23 protein-coding genes and 1 pseudogene are annotated in these 18075 nt (G+C 68.7%); 13 read left to right on the top strand and 11 right to left on the bottom strand.

Translation table 11 applies throughout. From position 1 onward, the window contains the following. Nucleotides 1–68: 68 nt before the first annotated feature. Together ACIP6W_RS09175 and ACIP6W_RS09180 are read right to left on the bottom strand one after the other, a co-directional pair. The gene (locus ACIP6W_RS09175; RefSeq protein ID WP_368004009.1) at nt 69–653 is read right to left on the bottom strand and encodes a uracil-DNA glycosylase family protein; all 585 of its coding nucleotides are present in this window, start codon (nt 651–653) and stop codon (nt 69–71) included. Beyond that, complete coding sequence (locus ACIP6W_RS09180; RefSeq protein ID WP_368004008.1) at nt 650–1807, bottom strand: TDT family transporter; 1158 nt, start codon at nt 1805–1807, stop codon at nt 650–652. Before ACIP6W_RS09180 ends, ACIP6W_RS09175 begins: the two co-directional genes overlap by 4 nt. On the opposite strand from ACIP6W_RS09180, the pseudogene ACIP6W_RS09185 reads away from it, so the two are divergent. Both ACIP6W_RS09185 and ACIP6W_RS09190 read left to right on the top strand, forming a co-directional pair. Next, nucleotides 1806–2081: pseudogene (locus ACIP6W_RS09185) on the top strand (LysR family transcriptional regulator); the annotation flags it as partial. The gene ACIP6W_RS09180 and the pseudogene ACIP6W_RS09185 overlap by 2 nt on opposite strands. 12 nt (nt 2082–2093) lie before the next feature. Next, nucleotides 2094–2804 carry a LysR substrate-binding domain-containing protein gene (locus ACIP6W_RS09190; RefSeq protein ID WP_400429665.1) on the top strand — a complete coding sequence of 237 codons (711 nt, stop codon included), beginning with the start codon at nt 2094–2096 and terminating at the stop codon, nt 2802–2804. On the opposite strand, the gene eno is transcribed toward ACIP6W_RS09190, so the two are convergent. From eno to ACIP6W_RS09220, 6 genes are all read right to left on the bottom strand, one after another. Further along, nucleotides 2789–4123 carry a phosphopyruvate hydratase gene (eno, locus tag ACIP6W_RS09195; protein WP_400429119.1) on the bottom strand — a complete coding sequence of 445 codons (1335 nt, stop codon included), beginning with the start codon at nt 4121–4123 and terminating at the stop codon, nt 2789–2791. The two genes, ACIP6W_RS09190 and eno, sit on opposite strands and share 16 nt — an antisense overlap. A 137-nt stretch (nt 4124–4260) precedes the next feature. After that, nucleotides 4261–4746 carry an inorganic diphosphatase gene (locus ACIP6W_RS09200; protein ID WP_288468033.1) on the bottom strand — a complete coding sequence of 162 codons (486 nt, stop codon included), beginning with the start codon at nt 4744–4746 and terminating at the stop codon, nt 4261–4263. Nucleotides 4747–4793: 47 nt separating this feature from the next. Beyond that, complete coding sequence (locus ACIP6W_RS09205; RefSeq protein WP_251160802.1) at nt 4794–5165, bottom strand: CrcB family protein; 372 nt, start codon at nt 5163–5165, stop codon at nt 4794–4796. Further along, nucleotides 5162–5665 carry a CrcB family protein gene (locus ACIP6W_RS09210; protein ID WP_368004005.1) on the bottom strand — a complete coding sequence of 168 codons (504 nt, stop codon included), beginning with the start codon at nt 5663–5665 and terminating at the stop codon, nt 5162–5164. Before ACIP6W_RS09210 ends, ACIP6W_RS09205 begins: the two co-directional genes overlap by 4 nt. Further along, entirely contained in the window at nt 5662–6399 is a 738-nt protein-coding gene (locus tag ACIP6W_RS09215; RefSeq protein ID WP_400429678.1) for a 2,3-diphosphoglycerate-dependent phosphoglycerate mutase, read from the bottom strand. Before ACIP6W_RS09215 ends, ACIP6W_RS09210 begins: the two co-directional genes overlap by 4 nt. Before the next feature lie 5 nt (nt 6400–6404). After that, a complete protein-coding gene (locus ACIP6W_RS09220) occupies nt 6405–6911 on the bottom strand; it encodes a universal stress protein (protein ID WP_400429122.1) in 507 nt (168 codons plus the stop codon). A gap of 388 nt (nt 6912–7299) precedes the next feature. Here ACIP6W_RS09220 and ACIP6W_RS09225 point away from each other — a divergent pair, with 388 nt between their 5' ends. Continuing rightward, a complete protein-coding gene (locus ACIP6W_RS09225; RefSeq protein ID WP_368004003.1) occupies nt 7300–8484 on the top strand; it encodes a permease in 1185 nt (394 codons plus the stop codon). A 34-nt stretch (nt 8485–8518) separates the two neighbouring features. On the opposite strand, the gene ACIP6W_RS09230 is transcribed toward ACIP6W_RS09225, so the two are convergent. Continuing rightward, nucleotides 8519–9019, bottom strand: a complete 501-nt coding sequence (locus tag ACIP6W_RS09230; RefSeq protein ID WP_368004002.1) for a DUF4396 domain-containing protein — start codon at nt 9017–9019, stop codon at nt 8519–8521. Between the two features lie 204 nt (nt 9020–9223). On the opposite strand from ACIP6W_RS09230, the gene ACIP6W_RS09235 reads away from it, so the two are divergent. The 6 genes from ACIP6W_RS09235 to ACIP6W_RS09260 all read left to right on the top strand — a co-directional run bounded on the left by ACIP6W_RS09235 (nt 9224) and on the right by ACIP6W_RS09260 (nt 13057). Next, nucleotides 9224–9679: a hypothetical protein gene (locus ACIP6W_RS09235; RefSeq protein ID WP_368004001.1), complete on the top strand. Its 456-nt coding sequence runs from the start codon at nt 9224–9226 to the stop codon at nt 9677–9679. A 108-nt stretch (nt 9680–9787) separates the two neighbouring features. Beyond that, complete coding sequence (locus ACIP6W_RS09240; protein ID WP_368004000.1) at nt 9788–10384, top strand: DUF305 domain-containing protein; 597 nt, start codon at nt 9788–9790, stop codon at nt 10382–10384. Between the two features lie 377 nt (nt 10385–10761). Beyond that, complete coding sequence (locus tag ACIP6W_RS09245; protein WP_368003999.1) at nt 10762–11475, top strand: M23 family metallopeptidase; 714 nt, start codon at nt 10762–10764, stop codon at nt 11473–11475. Nucleotides 11476–11570: 95 nt separating this feature from the next. Next, the gene (locus ACIP6W_RS09250; RefSeq protein ID WP_368003998.1) at nt 11571–11945 is read left to right on the top strand and encodes a hypothetical protein; all 375 of its coding nucleotides are present in this window, start codon (nt 11571–11573) and stop codon (nt 11943–11945) included. 78 nt (nt 11946–12023) lie between these two features. After that, a complete protein-coding gene (locus tag ACIP6W_RS09255) occupies nt 12024–12377 on the top strand; it encodes an ArsR/SmtB family transcription factor (protein WP_400429125.1) in 354 nt (117 codons plus the stop codon). Further along, nucleotides 12374–13057 (top strand): cation diffusion facilitator family transporter, encoded by a 684-nt coding sequence (locus ACIP6W_RS09260; RefSeq protein WP_368003996.1) that lies wholly within the window; start codon nt 12374–12376, stop codon nt 13055–13057. Before ACIP6W_RS09255 ends, ACIP6W_RS09260 begins: the two co-directional genes overlap by 4 nt. A 31-nt stretch (nt 13058–13088) precedes the next feature. Here ACIP6W_RS09260 and ACIP6W_RS09265 read toward each other — a convergent pair whose 3' ends face one another. Next, nucleotides 13089–13487: a winged helix-turn-helix transcriptional regulator gene (locus tag ACIP6W_RS09265; RefSeq protein WP_368003995.1), complete on the bottom strand. Its 399-nt coding sequence runs from the start codon at nt 13485–13487 to the stop codon at nt 13089–13091. Between the two features lie 59 nt (nt 13488–13546). On the opposite strand from ACIP6W_RS09265, the gene ACIP6W_RS09270 reads away from it, so the two are divergent. From ACIP6W_RS09270 to ACIP6W_RS09285, 4 genes are all read left to right on the top strand, one after another. Then, nucleotides 13547–14383: an SDR family oxidoreductase gene (locus ACIP6W_RS09270; RefSeq protein WP_368003994.1), complete on the top strand. Its 837-nt coding sequence runs from the start codon at nt 13547–13549 to the stop codon at nt 14381–14383. Nucleotides 14384–14587: 204 nt separating this feature from the next. Next, nucleotides 14588–14773, top strand: a complete 186-nt coding sequence (locus tag ACIP6W_RS09275) for a hypothetical protein (RefSeq protein WP_400429128.1) — start codon at nt 14588–14590, stop codon at nt 14771–14773. Between the two features lie 29 nt (nt 14774–14802). Beyond that, the gene (locus ACIP6W_RS09280; RefSeq protein WP_400429130.1) at nt 14803–15759 is read left to right on the top strand and encodes a hypothetical protein; all 957 of its coding nucleotides are present in this window, start codon (nt 14803–14805) and stop codon (nt 15757–15759) included. Nucleotides 15760–15814: 55 nt separating this feature from the next. Then, nucleotides 15815–17212 carry a hypothetical protein gene (locus ACIP6W_RS09285; RefSeq protein ID WP_400429132.1) on the top strand — a complete coding sequence of 466 codons (1398 nt, stop codon included), beginning with the start codon at nt 15815–15817 and terminating at the stop codon, nt 17210–17212. A 77-nt stretch (nt 17213–17289) separates the two neighbouring features. Here ACIP6W_RS09285 and ACIP6W_RS09290 read toward each other — a convergent pair whose 3' ends face one another. Beyond that, nucleotides 17290–18069 carry an alpha/beta fold hydrolase gene (locus tag ACIP6W_RS09290; protein WP_400429134.1) on the bottom strand — a complete coding sequence of 260 codons (780 nt, stop codon included), beginning with the start codon at nt 18067–18069 and terminating at the stop codon, nt 17290–17292. Nucleotides 18070–18075: the final 6 nt, after the last annotated feature.

The following is an 18075-nucleotide window of genomic DNA, read 5'->3' on the forward strand; positions in this document are numbered from 1 at the left end:
AAGACACGCCGCCTCACACGCTGCCGAACCGTCGGCACGGGCAGTTGTAGCGGAATCGTTCGTATTTGCTACAGCCGGTGAGTCAGCGCCGCAAGCCGGAGCGCTTGGACGGAACGTCGTTGTTGTTCCGCGCGATGGCGGCCGTTGGCCGGAGAGGGGTGTGGTGCCGCGATGACGGGTACGAGTCGGGGGTGCTCGTCCAGGGTGAGGTGCCGCATGACTCCGTCGAGGGCGGCGGTCCCGTACGTGACGATGGCGTCGAGCACGGGGAGCACCTTGAGCAGAGTTTCGAGGGCGTGTCGTCCCTCGTCGATGTCCGCAGGTCGGACGCGGCCGGGGATCTCCCACGGGATGAGGTTCCAGCGGAGGTACTCGTTGCGTGCGAGTCCGGACTCGATGCGGGCTGCGCGGAACGCGGCCGCGGTCGGGCCCGGGTTGTCCTCGCTGCAGATCGCCGTGTGCGCTGTGGCGATGGTCTGGGGGCCGGGTGACTGCATGAGGACCAGGACGCGGCTGAATGTGCCGCCGGATCGTGGGTCGAAGTTCGGGACGAACCGCCGTGAACCGTCGGGTGCGGTGCGCCATGCCTCGGCGAGGGCGTTCAGGGATCGAACGTCCGCGACCTCGTCCGCGAGTTCGTCGGGGGTGCTCATGCCGGCTGTGGTGGTGCGAGGAGGGCGCCGCGGATGACGGAGCCGTGGAAGGTGCGGACGGCGACGGTGATCCACGCGGCGACGAGGCCCACGTAGTAGACGACTGCGAGGACGGCGACGACGGTGAGTCCGGAGTGCAGGGCCAGGCCGTTCAGCCCGGTGACGCAGGTGCCGACGGGGAACGTGAAGGACCACCAGGTCAGGCTGAACGGCAGGTGTTCTCGGGCGGTCCGGATGGTGATGGCGAGGGCGATGACGGTCCACAGCAGCGCGAAGCCGAGCATCGCGAACCCGTACACCAGCGCCACGACCAGCAGGGCGTGGGCGGTCGACGCGTCGACGACGGCGGGGGCGTTCGATGCGAGGAGGTTTACCGCGGTGATGGACTGTCCGACCGGTCCGAGGACGATCCACAGGGTCGGCACCATACCGGCGGCACCGACCTTGTGTTGCGCGAGACGGTTCCAGATCAGCGTAATGACGACCAGGGACGTGATGAGGCTGAGGCCGAAGAAGCCGTAGCAGGACCACAGCAGGGTCTCCCGTGCCTGCCCGGCGGGGGCATACGGCAGGAGGAGCGCACCGGTCGAGGCGGACACCATCGGCGGGACGATCGGCATCAGCCAGCCGCCGAACGCGGAGTCGGGCGTGTTCTCGTGGCGGGTGAACGCCAGGTACGGCACCAGGACCGCGGTGAGCAGGCCGCCGATGGTGCCGATGGTCCAGAGGACCCAGTCGACGGTGACGGCGGCGGGGAGGCCGATCCAGTCCTTACCGAGGAGGATCGTGCCGGCGCCGACGGTGAGGAACGCCATGGGCGGTGCGCCGTAGAAGTGGGAAATCACCGGGTTGAGGTGGTGCTTCGCTGCGGTGCTCCGGTAGCGGACCCAGTGCAGGACCGTCGCGATGGTGAGGGCGACGAGCAGGACCGCCGCGATCGCCCAGACGACCGTCGCCGCCGTGCGCAGACCGGGGAACTGCAGCGGTAACGACGCGGCCGCGACGGCGACGATCCCGGTCCCCATGATCGACGCGAACCAGTTCGGGGTCAGGTTCGACACGATCAGACCGGGCCGCTCCAGCTCCCGGAACAGCCGCCGGTCGCGCACACCGTGCTCAGAGGCTGCGGGTGCGTGGGCGAGGTGAGCGGACATGCACCCATCGTGCGCGTGTGCCCCGTGGTTCGGGAACGGCGGACTCGTTGGCAGGGCACAATGGTTGCTTGTGGCACTGCGGCGGTTGACGGACCGGACTCTGGACCTCGACACCCTCGAGGTTCTCGTCCGCGTCGCGGAGACCGGTTCGTTGACCCGCGCGGCCGAGGCGTTGGGGGTGACGCAGCAGGCGGTGTCTGCGCGGTTGCGTGCTGCGGAGCAGGCGACCGGTCAGCCGCTGGCGCACCGGACGGCATCCGGGACCGCGCTGACCGACGCCGGCCGGGTGGTGCTCGGTCTCGCCGTCCCGGTGTTGGAGGCCTCCCGGCGGCTTGAAGCAGGCGTCGCCGCGCTTCGAGAACCAGCGGGATCCCTCGTGGTCGCAGCGTCGCAGACGATCGCCGAACTCCTGCTGCCCGGATGGTTGCTCGCGCACCGTGCGGCCGCGCCGCCTGCGTCGGTGCGCCTGATCGCGGGGAACTCTGCCGCCGTGATCGAACTCGTTCGTTCCGGCGCTGCTGACGTCGGGTTCACGGAGACTCCTGCTGCGCCAGCTGACCTCTCGTCGCTCGTGGTCGACGAGGATGAACTTGTGGTCGTCGTCGCTCCGCACCATCCGTGGGCAAGCGCTTCGGGCATCACCGCGGATGACCTCGCGGGGACGCCGCTGCTGCTCCGTGAGGAAGGGTCCGGCACACGCGCCACGGTCGAAGCGTGGCTCGACCGTGCTGGGCTCCGCCTGGTCGCGCCGGCGGCGGTACTGGAGACGACGGGCATCATCCGCGCCAACGTTCGGGCGGGCATCGCGCCCGCGGTGATGAGTCTCCGCACCGTCGACACTGACCTCGCCGACGGTGCCCTCGTCAGGGTGCCGCTGCTCGGCCCGCCGCTGATCCGGCCGCTGCGTGCGATCTGGTCAGGCCACCCGGGGCCTGCCGCCACGGCGTTCTTGGACACCGCCCGCAGCTCGAGTACCGGTGGTCAGATCAGTCCGTAGGGCAGCTCCGGGTGCTGCTCGGCGATCTCGGTGAGCCGGTTGTACTTCGCGACGCGTTCCCCGCGGGCGGGTGCGCCGGACTTGAGCTGCCCGGTGCCGGTCCCGACAACGAGGTCCGCGATGAATGTATCCGTGGTCTCGCCGGAACGGTGCGACACCATGCTGGCCATCCCGACGCTGGTGGCGGTGGCGATCGCGACGAGGGTTTGCGAGACGGTGCCGATCTGGTTCGGCTTGATCAGTGCCGCGTTCGTCAGCTGCTGCTCGCCGCCCTCGCGGATCCGCTGTGGGTCGGTGACGTAGAGGTCGTCGCCGACGATCTGGATCCGGTCGCCGAGCGCCGCTTGCATGCGGCGGAACCCCTCATGGTCGTCCTCCGCGAACCCGTCTTCGATGCTCCGGATCGGATATGCGTCGACCAGATGCCGGTAGTAGTCGACCAGCCCGTCCCGGTCGAGGCTGTCGTCGAGCACCCGGTAGGAGCCGTCGCCCTGGGAGAACTCGTTCGCTGCCGGATCGAGCGCGATCGCCACCTGATCGACGCCCGGCTCGTAGCCGGCGCTACGGATCGCAGCGACCAGCAGGTCGAGCGCTTCCTCGGGGGCGGCAATCGACGGTGCGAAGCCGCCCTCGTCGCCGAGGCCGAGGCTGCCGAACCGGTCCCGCACGAGGGCCGCGAGAGCGTGGTAGACGTCCGCGCCGACGCGGACGGCGTCGGCCATCGACGTCGCCGCGACGGGGGCGATCATGAACTCCTGGAAGTCCAACTTGTTCGCTGCGTGCGCGCCGCCGTTGAGGACGTTGAAGTGCGGCACCGGCATCCGCGGCGTCGAGCCGGTGATCTCGGCGATCCACTGCCAGAGCGACCGGTCCGCGGCGTGGGCGAGAGCTCGGGATGCGGCGATCGAGGTCGCGACGACGCTGTTCGCGCCGAGCCGGCGGTACCCGGTGGTGCCGTCGAGTTCGGCGAGGGCGGCGTCGATCTGCCCGATCGCCGACCACGACCGGCCGGTGAGGTGGCCCGCGATGTCGGTGTCGATCAGGTGGAGCGCCTGGGCGACGTCCCGGCCCCCGAACGCGGAACCGCCGTCACGGAGCTCGACGGCTTCGTGGGCGCCGGTGGATGCGCCCGCGGGGGCGTCCCCCGTGACGGTGCGGCCGTCGTCGAGCTCGAGGGAGACGCGGACGGTCGGGTAGCCGCGGGAGTCGAGGATGCGGGCGCCGTGGACGGCGTCGATGGTGACGGGGTGGTCGTGGTGGGTGACGTACTCGCCCTGATGGGCTCCGTGGTGGTGGATGCCGCTGATGTAGTCGTTCATGGTGACGCTCCTTCGGTTCGGGTCATGCGTCGAGCGGGGGTGTGGTTGGAAGGGGGAGCCGCGGGGAGGCGGAGGGACGACCTGCTGGCGATCACTCGGCGCCAGTGCCTCCCCGCGGCAGTCTGTGGACCCGTGGGTCACGGGTGTCGGGTGTGGGCTTCCTGCGCGGTGCGAATGACGGCTTCGGCAGCAGCACGGTCGGCCCACCCGTTGGTGGTGACGTGCTTGCCGTGCTCGATCTCCTTGTAGTGGGAGAAGAAGTGCTCGATCTCCGCCAGCGTGTGCTCCGGCACGTCGGTGATGTCCTGCAGCTGCGCGAAGCGGTCGTCGTTGGCGGGGACGGTGAGGATCTTGTCGTCGCCGCCGTTTTCGTCGACCATGCGCAGCATCCCGACCGGCCGGACCGTGATGACGACGCCGGGGAACGTGGGACGGGGTAGGAGCACGAGGGCGTCGAGGGGGTCGCCGTCATCGCCGAGGGTGTTGTCGATGGAGCCGTAGTCCTGGGGGAACACCATGCTGGTGAACACCGCCCGGTCGAGCCGGATCCGGCCGGTGGCGTGGTCGACTTCGTACTTGTTGCCGCTACCGCGGGGAATCTCGATCGTGACGTCGAACAGCATGGATGCCTCCGGTTCTGGAGCGGGTGTGTGGTCCGTGGGCGGGGTGGTCACAGGGTGCCGCCGAGGAGGATGCCGGCGGTCGCGGCGGTGACGGAGACGACGAGCATTCCGAGACCGTTGATCGCGGCGGCGGTGATGCGGCCGCTGCGGGCGAGGCGGACGGTTTCGAAGCTGGCGGTGCTGAACGTGGTGTAGCCGCCCATCACCCCGGTGCCGAGGACGGCGACCGGCACCGCGCCGAGGTGGGTGGCGGCGCCGACGGTGATCCCCAGCAGCAGCGACCCGGTGATGTTGATCGTCAACGTGCCGACAGGGAGCCGGAACTCTCGGCCGGTGTTGATGAGCCCGTCGAGGAGGAACCGGCCGGCAGCGCCGGCACCGCCGCCGAGGGCGACGGCGAGGACCAGGAGCGGGCTCATGCTTCCTCCGTGCGGGGTCGGAACCAGCCGGCGACGACGAGACCGACCGCGGTCGCGATCGCGCCGGACAGGACGGTTAGGAGTGCGTAGCCGGTGCCGGCGAGGCCGTGCCCGTCGAGGAACAGGGCGGCGGTGGACTCGGCGAGGGTGCTGTAGGTGGTGAACCCGCCGAGGACCCCGGTGCCGAGGAGCAGCCGCAGCACGCGTCGGCGGCCGGCGTCGGGCCCGCGGTGCGCGAGCGCTTCCAACAGCACACCGAGGGCCAGCGCTCCGGTGATGTTGATCCAGAAGATCGACCAACTCACCCCGCCATCGGCGGGAAGTAGGCCGCTGATGACGTCGCGGAGGGCAGTGCCAGCGGTGCCGCCGACTGCGACGAGGCCGACGTACCGCCACCGCAGATGCACCGGCCGCATGGTCGTTGCCGGGTCGGAGACGTCGACGTCCGGGTCGGGAGGGAGCTGGTCGTCGGGCATCGGGGTGTCCGTTCGGGTGGTCATGTTCCGCCTTCTGCCGCGACCAGCGCCGCGGCGTGCTGTGCTGCTACCGGATCCAGGAACGCCCCACCCCGCGGGACGAGAGCACCCGTCGGGGCGAGGTGGTACTGCACGGGTTGCCCGGTCGGCAGGTTGAGCTGCTCGAGCTCCGGGTCGGTGAGGTCGTCGATGCATGCGCAGAGTGCGCGGAGCGAGTTCCCGTGCGCGACGACGAGGACGCTCCGCCCTGACCGCACCATCGGCAGGAGCCGGTCGTGCAAGACGGGGCGGACCCGCTTGATGACGTCCGAGAGCGCCTCGGTGCGTCGGAGGGCACCGTCGGGCAGGCCGCGCAGCGCGGAACTCGACCGCAGTTCCTCCCACAGGTGCAGCGACATCGGTGGCGGTGTGCCGGTACGGGACCTGCGGAGCCGCATGTACTCGTCGTCACCGAGCATCCGACGGGCGTCGGTCTTCGTCATCCCGGTCAGGGCGCCGTAGTTGCGTTCGTTGAGCTGCCACACCGCTTCCGTGGGCAGCTGTGTCCCGAGGGCGTCGCAGACCAGTTCGGCGGTGCGGACGGCACGGCGCAGTGTGGAGGTGACCACGACGTCCGGCGTGATGTGGTTCGACCGGAGGAGCTGTCCGGCTGCGGATGCTTGCCGTCGTCCGTGGGGCGTGAGCGGGACGTCGAGGAGCCCGGTGAAGGTGCCGGCTTCGTTCGCGGTGCTCTCCCCATGCCGCAGGAGCGTCAGCATGCCCGTCACGGGGCTTCCGACGGCCGGAGGACGGTGGCGCCGACCGGGTCGTGCGGGACGACCAGTATCGGCCGGTGCTGCTGATGCGTCAGGTGCGCGGCGACGGACCCGGTGAGCAGTTCCGCTATCCGGCGTCGGCCGACCTGCGATCCGACGACGATCATCACCGCGTCACGTTCCTCAGCCACCGCAGCGAGTGCTCGACCCGGATCTCCGACCCGGGAGAGAATCTCGACGCCCACCGACCGCGCCGCAGCAAGACCGTGAATGACCCGCACGTCATCGTCGGGAAGCTGCTGCGGGTCGCTGTCCGCCGTGTCCGGGTCGATCGGTTCGATGATCTCCGACCCGTCCGCACGCACCCCCGCTGACAGCAGCGCCGGATCGACGACCACACACACCATCGGGGCGCTGAAGCGTTCAGCGACGGCAGCCGCGACACCGACGACGTCGTGCCCCTGCCCGGACTGCACACCGACCACGACAACACCGGCAGTGCTCGACTCGACCATGACATCTCCCTACCTCAGGCGCACAGAAGCGCGACCAGCTGAGATAGGGACTGTTGTCGACGAGTGTCGAGGTTGGGTCCGGCAAGCCCCACTGCCGGGTCCGAAGACACCACCAGTATGCACCCACCACCCCATGCCCGCACCGACGATCTTCCGCACCTCGAGAACCGGTCCGCTTCGTGACGCGGGACGACAGGGAAAGAAGCTTGAAGGGCGACACTGAGCGGAGGTGCTCACACTGCGGACCGCGTCGAAGTGCCCGAGTGTCCGGTTGACGACCGGCTATTGAGACAGTGGCCCGGACTCATCGTGTGTGACCTCACATGCTTGCTGTGACACCTACTTGCTTGCCGTGGAGCAAGCTCGAACACCGATGGAGGAGGTAGCGGTGTTCGTGCTGCAAGCGATCGGTGACGCGCTGGCTGCGGCCGGTTCGATGGGGTGGGAGATCCTCTGGCCCCTCGTACTCGGCTTCACCCTGTCCGGCATCATCCAAGCGGTCGTCCGTACGGATCAGATCACGAAGCTGATGCGCGACGACTCGCCACGCGCGATCAGCGTCGCGACCGGGCTCGGCGCCCTGTCGTCGTCCTGCTCCTACGCCGCGGTCGCGCTCGCGCGTGCCCTGTTCCGGAAGGGCGCGAGCCTGTCATCCGCGATGGCGTTCGAGGTGGCGTCGACGAACCTCGTCGTCGAGCTCGGGCTGATCCTGGCGTTCGTGATGGGGTGGCAGTTCACCGTCGCAGAGTTCGTCGGCGGGCCGATCATGATCATCCTCATCGCCCTCGGGTTCCGGCTCTGGATGCGCGGCAAGATCCTCGACGCCGCCCGTGAGCAGGCCGACAAGGGCCTCGCCGGATCGATGGAGGGGCACGCGGCGATGGACATGTCCGTGCAGGGCGATCAGGGGTTCTGGCGACGACTGTTCTCGAAGCCTGGGCTGACGAGCGTGTCGCAGTACTTCGTCATGGACTGGGCGTCCGTGCTCCGCGACATCATCATCGGTCTGCTCATCGCCGGCGCGTTCGATGCCTGGGTGCCGAAGGCGTGGCTGCAGGCGGTGTTCTTCGAGGGGCATCCGACGTTGGCGTTCATCATCGACCAGATCATCGGCCCGGTGCTGGCGATGGTGAGCTTCGTCTGCTCCGTCGGCAACGTGCCCCTCGCCGCGGTGCTGTGGAACGGCGGGATCAGCTTCGGCGGCGTGGTCAGCTTCATCTTCGCGGACCTGATCATCATCCCGATCATCATCATCTACCGGAAGTACTACGGCTGGAAGGCAGCCCTCCGCATCACCGGGATCTTCTACGGGGCGATGGTCCTCGCCGGCTACGCCGTCGAGCTGCTGTTCACCCCGCTAAGCCTGATCCCGACGAATCGGCATCTGAGCATCGTGACGACCTCGATCAGCTGGAACTACACCACGTGGCTCAACATCGTGTTCCTGCTGATCGCCGCGTTCCTGCTGGTCGTGTTCATCCGCAGCGGCTCCTGGTCGATGCTCCGGATGATGAAGGGCGCACCCGACGACGGCGGCCACGACCACGCCGCACACGAACACTCACACGCCTGACCGCGCACCGCGATCGAGCTGACCAGCGGACCGGTCAGTGATGGCCGTGGACGACGGCGTGACCGAGACCGCGGCTGATCATCCACCGGTTCACGGGCGTGGTGATCACGAACGCGATCGCGAGGGAGAACAGCAGTGCCGTCCAGAACAGCCAGTCTCTGAGCTGCGCGTCCATCGCACCGGGAATCGCGACGATGACGGTGTTGTCGATCAGCTCCATGACCGCGATCGACACGGTGTCCGCGGCGAGAGCCACCTTGAACGCCGCTCCCAGGGTCAGGCCCGACTTGATGACGCCGCGCATGGTGAGGGCGTAGCCGAAGATGAACGCGAGGACGATTGACAGGACGATCGTGCCGGCGTTGTGGAAGCCGGCAGCGGTGCCGATGATCATGCCGAGGACCTCACCGATCGCGCAGCCGGTCAAGCAGTGCAGCGTCGCCTGCGCAGCCATCGACCACGACGTTGCCCCGCGACTACCGCCGTGGTTGGCGTGCTCGTCTCCGCTCATCTGGTGGTGTTCGTGCGTGTCCATGCTGCTCCGATCCGACGCGGCTGACGCCAACAGTTCACGTATACCCCTGGGGGGTACCATGCGCTGTAACGCCGAACCTTCGACTGTGTTCCCGATTCGTTCGGTCGCGGCGGGTTTCGTGTGAATCCGGACACTAGGTTGCCGCCGCCCGCAGGGGTACCGCACCATAGAAACGCTCACTCCACCCGTCCGCTCGAAAGACTGATGCTCACCACCACCGCCACCCCGCGTCGCCGACTGCTGTTGCAGGCCACGGCGACGCTGGCGTTGCTGCTGCTGGTCGGGTTCACGATCCTGATGCACACGATGGCTGGGCACACCGCCGGCCACGAGCACTCGATGGCGACTCCCGCGATCACCGCCGAGCACGGCCACGTCGCGGCCGCCGGCCACGGCGAGCACGTAGCTCCTGTGACTGCGGTGCTGACGGTCCTCACCGACGCGGGCTGCGACAGTGGCCTGTGTGCGCTGATGTGCTCGTTGATGGGGATGGCGTGCGCGCTGACGATCGCGCTGTTCACCTGGGCGCTGCTGCGTGCACGGACCGTCGGCATCCTCTACCTGCTCGCGCGGCTGCTCGCGCTGGCTGACCGGCTGCCGCGCCGCATCGCGGCACCGAAACCGCCATCACTGACGGCGTTGCAGATCATCCGCATCTGATCCGCCCCCAGCGGGATCCCACCCCCGATGGGTGGCCTCCGCATGCCCAGATCCGGGAGGCGTCCGCCTGGCCGGAACACCTGACGCATTCACGGGAACGGAAAGATCATGCACACCACCACCACGCGTACGCTCGCGATCGCTGCCGCACTGACCCTCGGCCTCACCCTCGCCGGCTGCTCCACCAGCAATAGCGGCTCCGACACGGGCTCCTCGTCCTCGTCGACGGCGGGTGCATCGGCGCACAACGACCAGGACGTGATGTTCGCGCAGATGATGCTGCCGCACCACAAGCAAGCGGTCGAGATGAGCGACATGCTCCTGGCCAAGGGCTCCGGCGTCGACATCGACGTCGCCACCCTCGCGAAGCAGATCAAGGCCGAGCAGTCCCCGGAGATTAAGCAGCTCACCAGCTGGCTCAAGGGTTGGGGCGAGCCGGTCGAGTCGGAGCACTCCGGGATGGGGCACTCCATGTCCGGGATGATGTCCGACTCCGACATGAGCGACCTCGACCAGGCGTCCGCGAAGGACGCCGGGAAGCTCTACCTCGAGCAGATGGTCCAGCACCACAAGGGCGCCGTCGACATGGCCAAGACCGAAGTCGACAAGGGCAAGAACACCGACGCCGTCGCGATGGCGAAGTCGATCGTGTCGAGCCAGACCGAACAGATCACCCAGATGCAGGACATGCTCGCGTCCCTCTAAACCCCGGCGTGGGTCGCGGCAGGCTCCCCCCTTCCTGCCGCGGCCCACGACCGGCCACACCTTCTCTCCTGCTCGACTCGCGTTCGGGCACTCCACGTTTCGGCCCAACGGCCCACCCCTCCTGGAGCCTGCCCGTGCCTCAGCAGCACCCCCAGACCCCCACGATTCCCGCACCTCGGACGCGCCGCGAAGCCCTCGCCGCCGAACGCGCCGCCGCAGTCCCGACCGCCAGCCGCACCCGAACCGCGACGACCACTGCCGCTGCCCAGCCGGCGCTGCGGCCACTGCCGACCGTCGCGGCTGCACCCGCAACACCGGCCCGCTCACTGCGCTCACGCGTTCTCGCCGCGGTCCCAATCACTGGTGCCGCGGCCGCAATGGCGCTGTTCACCGCTGCCGCAGCGCTGCCCGCGCAGGCCACGACCGGCCCCGCAGCAGTCGTGCCCGGTATCACTCCTGCCACCACCGGGCAGAGCTTCACCGCGTCCGGGCTGGCTCTCGCGGTCGACCGCGACGGGTACACGATCACCAAGCCGGCCCCGAAGCCCGTCATCACCAAGACCGCACCCGCCTCACTGGCCGCGTCAACCGGGGACGCACCGGCCTCGACGAAACAGAGCGTTCCCACGACCACGGGCGGCACGATCGTGAACACCGGAACCGGCGACATTCGCTGGCCCATCGCCGGAACCATCACCGTCAGCTCACCGTTCGGTCCGCGAAGCGCCCCGTGCGCGACCTGCTCGTCCATCCACCAGGGCGCGGACCTCACCCCCGGCGCCGGCACCCCCATCGGAGCTGTCGCTGCCGGCACTGTCCGAGTGTCGGCAACGCACCCCGAGTACGGGCAGTACGTCATCATCGACCACCAGATCGACGGCCGGCTCGTGTCCACCCTGTACGCGCACATGATCTTCGGCTCCTCGCCGCTCCGACCAGGCGACACCGTCGCCGTCGGGCAGCTCGTCGGCCTCGTCGGCAACACCGGAGCGAGCACCGGCGCGCACCTGCACCTGCAGGTCATGCCCGGCGGCACCACACCCATCGACCCGATCCCGTGGCTCACCGCCAACGCCGGACGAACGCTGTAGGAGCTGGTCCCAGCGGTGTCCGGCCAGCCATCCGTCTTCGGACGCCATCTGGTCGATACGGTTACAGCAGCGCCGCGTAGACAAGGGGACCACCGTTGACGGACCGCATCCGACGCGCACCGCTGAGCAACCGTGCCGCCGACTGGAACCTTGTCCTCGTCTGGGTCGCCATCGTTGTCGGTCTGCTTACCGCCATCGTCTGTGTCGGGTTCATCCTCGACCAGGCCATGACCTCGTACGCCACCTGTGGGTCACGCGATCACGGCTGCAACGGTGGAGACGTCGGCTGGTACAGCAGCATGGGGCTTACCCTCTTCGGAGGGTTCGCCGCCATCATCCTCGGTGGCGCCATTGGCATCCGCAGGCACACCCGCCGGAGCGCCGTCCTCTACCCGGTCGCCGGCCTCGGCGGGCTGCTCCTGCTTACCGCGGTCGGGTACGTCCTCCTCAAAGCGCTCACCGGTACGTAGTTGGCGGGTGCCGTGGGGCACGAACCGGCAGACCGAACCAGCCCCTCGAAGAGTCACCGGTCGCTGTATAGTCAGCATGTGCTGACTCTCGTTTCTCGGTTGGACGTGATGAACCGACTCGGCCGCGCGCTGGCTGATCCGACGCGCGCGCGCATCCTGCTCCGTCTGCTCGACAAGCCCGGGTATCCGGCACGGTTGGCAGAGGAGCTGGACCTGACGCGCACGAACGTGTCGAACCATCTCGCGTGCCTGCGGGGGTGCGGCATCGTCGTCGCCGTCCCCGAAGGGCGCAGCACTCGGTACGAGATCGCGGACCCGCACCTGACCCGCTCGCTGGACGCGCTGGTCGACGTCGTGCTCGCTGTGGACGACGGCGCGGTGTGCACGGATGAGAACTGCGACGTGCCGCTGTGTTGCGGAGCCGGCGCATGAGCGCCGCCGTGCAGCTCACCGCCCCACTGTCGGCCGCACGTCTAAGCGTGTTGCAGCGGCGCGTACGGTGGATCGTCGCCGCGACGATCACCTACAACGTGATCGAAGCCGTGATCGCGATCGCTGCTGGCACGGTGGCGTCCTCGACGGCGCTGATCGGGTTCGGGCTCGACTCGATCGTGGAAGTGCTCTCCGCCGCGGCGGTGGCGTGGCAGTTCGCCGGACGTGACCCGGAGGCGCGAGAGCGCACCGCGTTGAAGGTCATAGCGGTGTCGTTCTTCGGCCTCGCGCTGTACGTCACCGTTGACGCCGGCCTCACCTTCGCTGGGCTCCGCGAGCCGGAGCACAGCACCGTCGGGATCGTCCTCGCTGCGGTCAGCCTCGCGGTCATGCCGTTCCTCAGTCTGCTGGAACGGCGCACCGGGAAAGAACTCGGCTCCGCGTCCGCCATCGCGGACTCGAAGCAGACCCTGGTGTGCAGCTACCTGTCCGTCGCCGTCCTCATCGGCCTGCTGCTGAACACCCTGTTCGGCTGGTCTTGGGCCGACCCGGTGGCGGGGCTCGTCGTGGTCGTCTTCGCCGTTCGGGAAGGACTCGAAGCCTGGCGAGGGGACGCATGTAAGCAGCCAGTGTCGGCCCTCACCGGCGAGCGAGAAGTCGACGCCTGCGACTGCTGCTGACTGCCGTCGAGCCGTTCCGGTACGCCATCGGCTAGTGAGACGCTGCGGGCTCTTGCAGCGGTGAGACGTTGACGCAGGATGCCGCTACCGGGACTGCACCGTCGTCGGCGACTTGTGGCACCGTCGCGGCCCAGGCGTTCATCGCGTCCAGCACTGGGCGGAGCCCCTGCCCGATTCCGGTGAGTTGGTACTCCACCCGTGGTGGCATTTCGTCGAACACGGTGCGCGTCACGATGCCGTACGTTTCGAATCGCCGTAGCCGGCTGGTCAACGTGTGGGCGCTGACGCCCGGTAGTGCTGCTTTGAGGTCGGTGAAGCGCAGCGGGCCGTCGAGCAGTTCCCGCACGATGAGCGTCGCCCACGGCCCCTCGAGCAACGTCAGGAACCGAGCGATGCCACACTCCGGCCACGATTCTGCAGAGAACGACATGCTGACCCTTCATTTAGTGCACTTGATGTAACCGGTGCATCGTATGCACTAATTATGCCATGACCTACATCGTTCATGGAGCGACCGGCGCGCAGGGCGCTCCGGTCGCCGCCGCGCTCCTCGCCGCTGGCCACTACGTCACCGCCGCCGTCCGCAACCCCGCTACATACTCCGGCGATGCCGTCGCGGTGAACCTCGGCGACGTCGACTCCCTGGCCGCCGCCTACTCCGGCGCGGAGGGTGTCTTCGTCCACCTCCCGCTCGGCTCCGCTGCGCAGCAGCACGAGCACGCCACAACCATCCTCGCCGCCGTGGAGCAGGCGAAGCCCGGCCGCGTGGTGTTCTCCACCAGCGGCTACGAACTCGGCGACAGCGACGACAGCCCGCACGGCACCCTCTCCCGAGGCCTGTTGGCATCGAGCGTCTCCGCCGTGACCGTCGCACCGAAGCTGTACCTGGAGAACCTTCTCCTCCCGCCCGTCACCGAAGCCGCCCGCGGCCGCGGCGTACTGCTTTACCCGATCCGCGACGACTACGCCGTGTCGTGGAGCTCTCACCTCGACGTCGCCGACGTCGCAATGCGCCTCTTCGACCGCACCGACATCACCGGTGTCGTCACTGTCGGTGCACTCCCGGGCCTGCTCGGTGATGACCTCGCCGCCGGCTTCTCCCGCCACCTCGGCCGGGACGTCACCTTCGAAGCGCAGACCCCTGACGAGTTCGGCGACATGGTCACGCCGCTCTTCGGTGTTGACGGCATCGCCCCGGTGGTCGACTCGTACCGGTGGCGCGCCACCCAGCCGAGCGAACTCATCGACGAGAACACCAGCGCACAGAGAGTCCTCGACATGCACCCTCGCACCGTTGAGCAGTGGCTCCACGCCGTCAACGCCTGACCTGCCACCTACGGACGAGCGGCCGCCGGAACCTGAACCGGTGGCCGCTCTGGTGTTCGATGACCGATCGTCCATCGAGACTCGGCTTACATCAGGACAGCAATCTGGCAGTAGCACCGGACACCGACCCCGTGGCGGGAGCGTCGCCGCGCCAGCCCCGGACAGGCTGGCCGGCGGCCGACACCCGCCCGTAGGCTCAGAGGCATGCGTTGGACAGCGGTCACAGTTGTGCTGGTGCTCATCGGCTTGGTTCTGACCGGGTGCGCCGTCTGGCTCATCGCGCAAGGCAGCGGATTTGGTTGGCTTCTTCTCGCCGCGGACGTGGTGCTCGGGTTCGTGAACGTGCGTGCGCACCGTCGGCGAGAGACCCGCACACTGGCCGATCGGTAGACCAGGTAGATCCGCCGCGGGCACGTCTCTTGAGCGGCGAACTCGAGGAGCATCGCGGAGAAGATCGCAGCACCTCCGACGGCCGTGGAAGACGAGAGTTACTCCTGGTTAGGGTGAGCGCCATGCGAACGTGGGACTTCTACCTCCCGGACGAAGAGGTCGTGACCGACATCTGGGGTTCGGCGGTCAAGCAGAAGGCTGCCCTGGACACGGAGCTACTCGAGGGGCTGCTTCGGGCGCCGCATGCCGATCATGGGGACCTCGAAGTCGCAGTCCCGCTGGCCCGCGTTGTGCACGAGGAGTACGAGGCCTACGGCACGAGCGGCTCACCGCTCAGCAACGACGACTCGCGGCTGCTCGTTCGTGCGCTGAAGGCGGTGCTCGACCGTCTCGGCATCACCTCGTTCGATCCGCCCTTCCGCGACTTCGAGACGTTCCACAAGTACTGGAGGGCGAACGACGGCTACGGCAGCTGGCAGGCCCGGCGCGACATGCTCGACGAGCAGTTCGACGATCTCCACGCGCTGCTGGATGCTCGTGAGACCGACTCGCTCACTGGCGCACTCGCTGATCCGATCTCCCCGCGGGGATTCACCGGGTGGCAACGCGTCGACGAGGAGCTGAACGAGATGCGGCGCCACTTCCAGGCCGCCCGCACCGAGCAGGACTACTCGAACGTCGGCAACGACGCTGTCGCCGTGCTCGAGGCGCTCTCCGCCGCGGCGTACGAGCACGGGCGTCACGGGGAGCCGGGCGCCGACGAGCCTCCGGTGCCGAACACGAAGGCGCGGCTCGGTCGTGTGGTCGACGTCGAGCTGCCGGGGTCCGAGAGCGCCGAGCTCCGCAAGGTCGTGCGCGCGGCGATCGAGCTCGCGCAGGCGACGAAGCACCGGAGGAACGGCGATCGCCGGTCGGCAGGCATGGCGGCCGACGCGGTGCTCCTGGTGGTGAATCTGGTGCGCCGCGCGATCGAGCCAGTGGGCTGAGGCTCGTGTCGGGCGCGGTCGTGATCATGCGGCCACCGCTCAGTACCGTGGTCGCGTGAGCTTCGACGCACCAGACCGATCAACCCTCGTCCGTGCGGTGCACGATGCGTGGGACCGACGCCTGCGCCTGGTGCACATCACCATCGCGGACGAGGACGGCGACGGCTACCCGTCGTTCGACGTCGACCGCTGGGTCATCGAGGTACGCGTGCCGCTCACCGACGACGAGGCCGAGGCTGCCCCAGTTGCACGGGTGACGGCGTTCACCGTCCGCTCGCCCGACGAGGTCGACGAGATCGTCGAGGCGCTGCAGACCTCTGACGCGGCGGGCTCGTACGGGTCCGTGGTGACCGGCACGGGCCCGGACGGCGGCCCGTTCGCCAGCCTCTTCGCCGGCGCCGCCGAGGTCCTCGACCGCGACGGCCTGCTGATCATCGACCGTCTCGAGGTCGGGGTCGGCTTCGAGGATCTGCCGCACCTGGTGCCGGCGATTGTCGCGGCTGTCCAGAACGGGTCCGCCGGGCGCACGGCGGCGTTCGTGCTCGCCGACCCGGCGCAGTGGAGCGTCGCGCTGTCCGACGACGACCTCGAGGCGATCAACCTGGCCCAGTGGGCCGACACCGGCGTGCTCGTCGGCGTCAACGCGGATCCGCACGAGGCGCACGAGCGCGCCGCGGACCTGATCGCTGCGCGCACCGCCGAGGACGCTCCGACGCCGGGAGCCCGTCACCGCGACACCTGGGTCAGCGAGATCCTCGACCGCGCAGCCGAGGAGCCAGCCCTTGCGGTGCCGTTCGCCCTGCCGCCGGCGCTCCCAGCGCACATCTGGGGTGGTGCTCCGGCGGGGATCCTGCACGTGGACGCTGACCTGGACACCGGCGCGCTCACTATCCAGACCGACGAGGGGGAGTTCGAGGTGGTGGGGCTCCCCGGCAACGCGCCGCAGCTGGTCGGCGCAGCGGTCGGCACGTCGATCCAGACGCAGGAGTGGCTCCGCGCCGTACACGAGCGATGGTGGACGTACCAGCCGGCGCCTCACGACCGGGTGCACGAGGTCATCGATCAGTTCCTCGACGGCACGCTGGAGTTCGCGACCGACGACAGCGAGCCGCACCTGCACATGTCGGCCGTCGAGCTGCCGCGTTCAGCGTGGCCGCTTCCGGGCGAGCTCACCGTCGAGCCGGTCCGCGAGCACGCCGAGCCACTCGTGCTGGGCGTGCGCCTCGACGAGGACGGGATCCGCGAGAACGTCGGTGCAATCACCGTGCACGAGGACGGACACGTCGAGGCGTTCCTGCATGACGAGTGGCAGCCGTGGCTGCCCGACCAGGAGGCGGTGCTGCAGCATCTGCTGAGCCTCGGCGTCGAGGAGTTCATCGTCGGCGTGCTCCATGACGAACTCGATGGCGGCGTGATCACTGCGATCCTGACCGGCGACGTCGACGGGCACTGACGAAGGCCCGGCCAGAACAGTCCTTCCGCCGGACCCCGAACTCACCGCGGGTCGAGGTCCGGCGGCCGCAGCCGGTGTCAGAGCCGCCCGATGAACTCGTCGATCGCGGTGGCGAGAGCTTCGGTGGCTTCGAGGGGGATGAGATGGCCGCTGGCCGGAAGCACGAGGAACTCGCCGTCAGCGAGGTATGGGAGGAGGTTCTCACGCAGCACGTCCACGGGCTCGACGACGTCGCGTTCCCCGGCGACGACGAGGGTTCGTGCGGTGATCGCCCGCGTTGCGGCGGTGATGTCCTCGGCGATCCCTCGCAGCGGCCATTCGGTCCGGGCTTCGACGCTTCCGCTGGCGAGTGAGTCGGTGAGGACCTGCTCTGCCAGGTCGGTCGGCAGCTTCGATGCTGTGAGGACTGCATCGCGTGAGCCGACCACTGAGTCCGGCGACTCGTAGGCGTGGGACAGTCCCACCTGGTACTCCGACGTGATCATCGCGGCCGGCTTCGCAGGACCGGAGCCGACGAGCACGACGCCGCGCAGTCCGTTGGGTCGGGTCGCGGCGATCAGCTGCGCCACCTTTCCGCCCATGGAGTGTCCGACCAGGACGTAGTCGGTCACAGCTTCCGCTTCGAGGACTGCCATCGTGTCAGCTGCGAGCTGATGCAACGTGAACGGGCCCGGCAAGGCACGTGAGCGCCCCCACCCTCGGTGATCGATGGCGATGCTGTCTCGGCCGGCAAGCCGGTCTCGAACAGGCCCCCACGTGCGACCAGAACCACCCCAGTAGTGCAGGAAGACGAGGGTCGGGCCGCTGCCGGTTCGACGGTCGAAGGCAGGAAGGGTGGCGTTGTGTGAAATGGTCACGGTGCT

This window comes from Curtobacterium sp. NPDC088465 (assembly GCF_044753165.1).
Lineage (GTDB): Bacteria > Actinomycetota > Actinomycetes > Actinomycetales > Microbacteriaceae > Curtobacterium.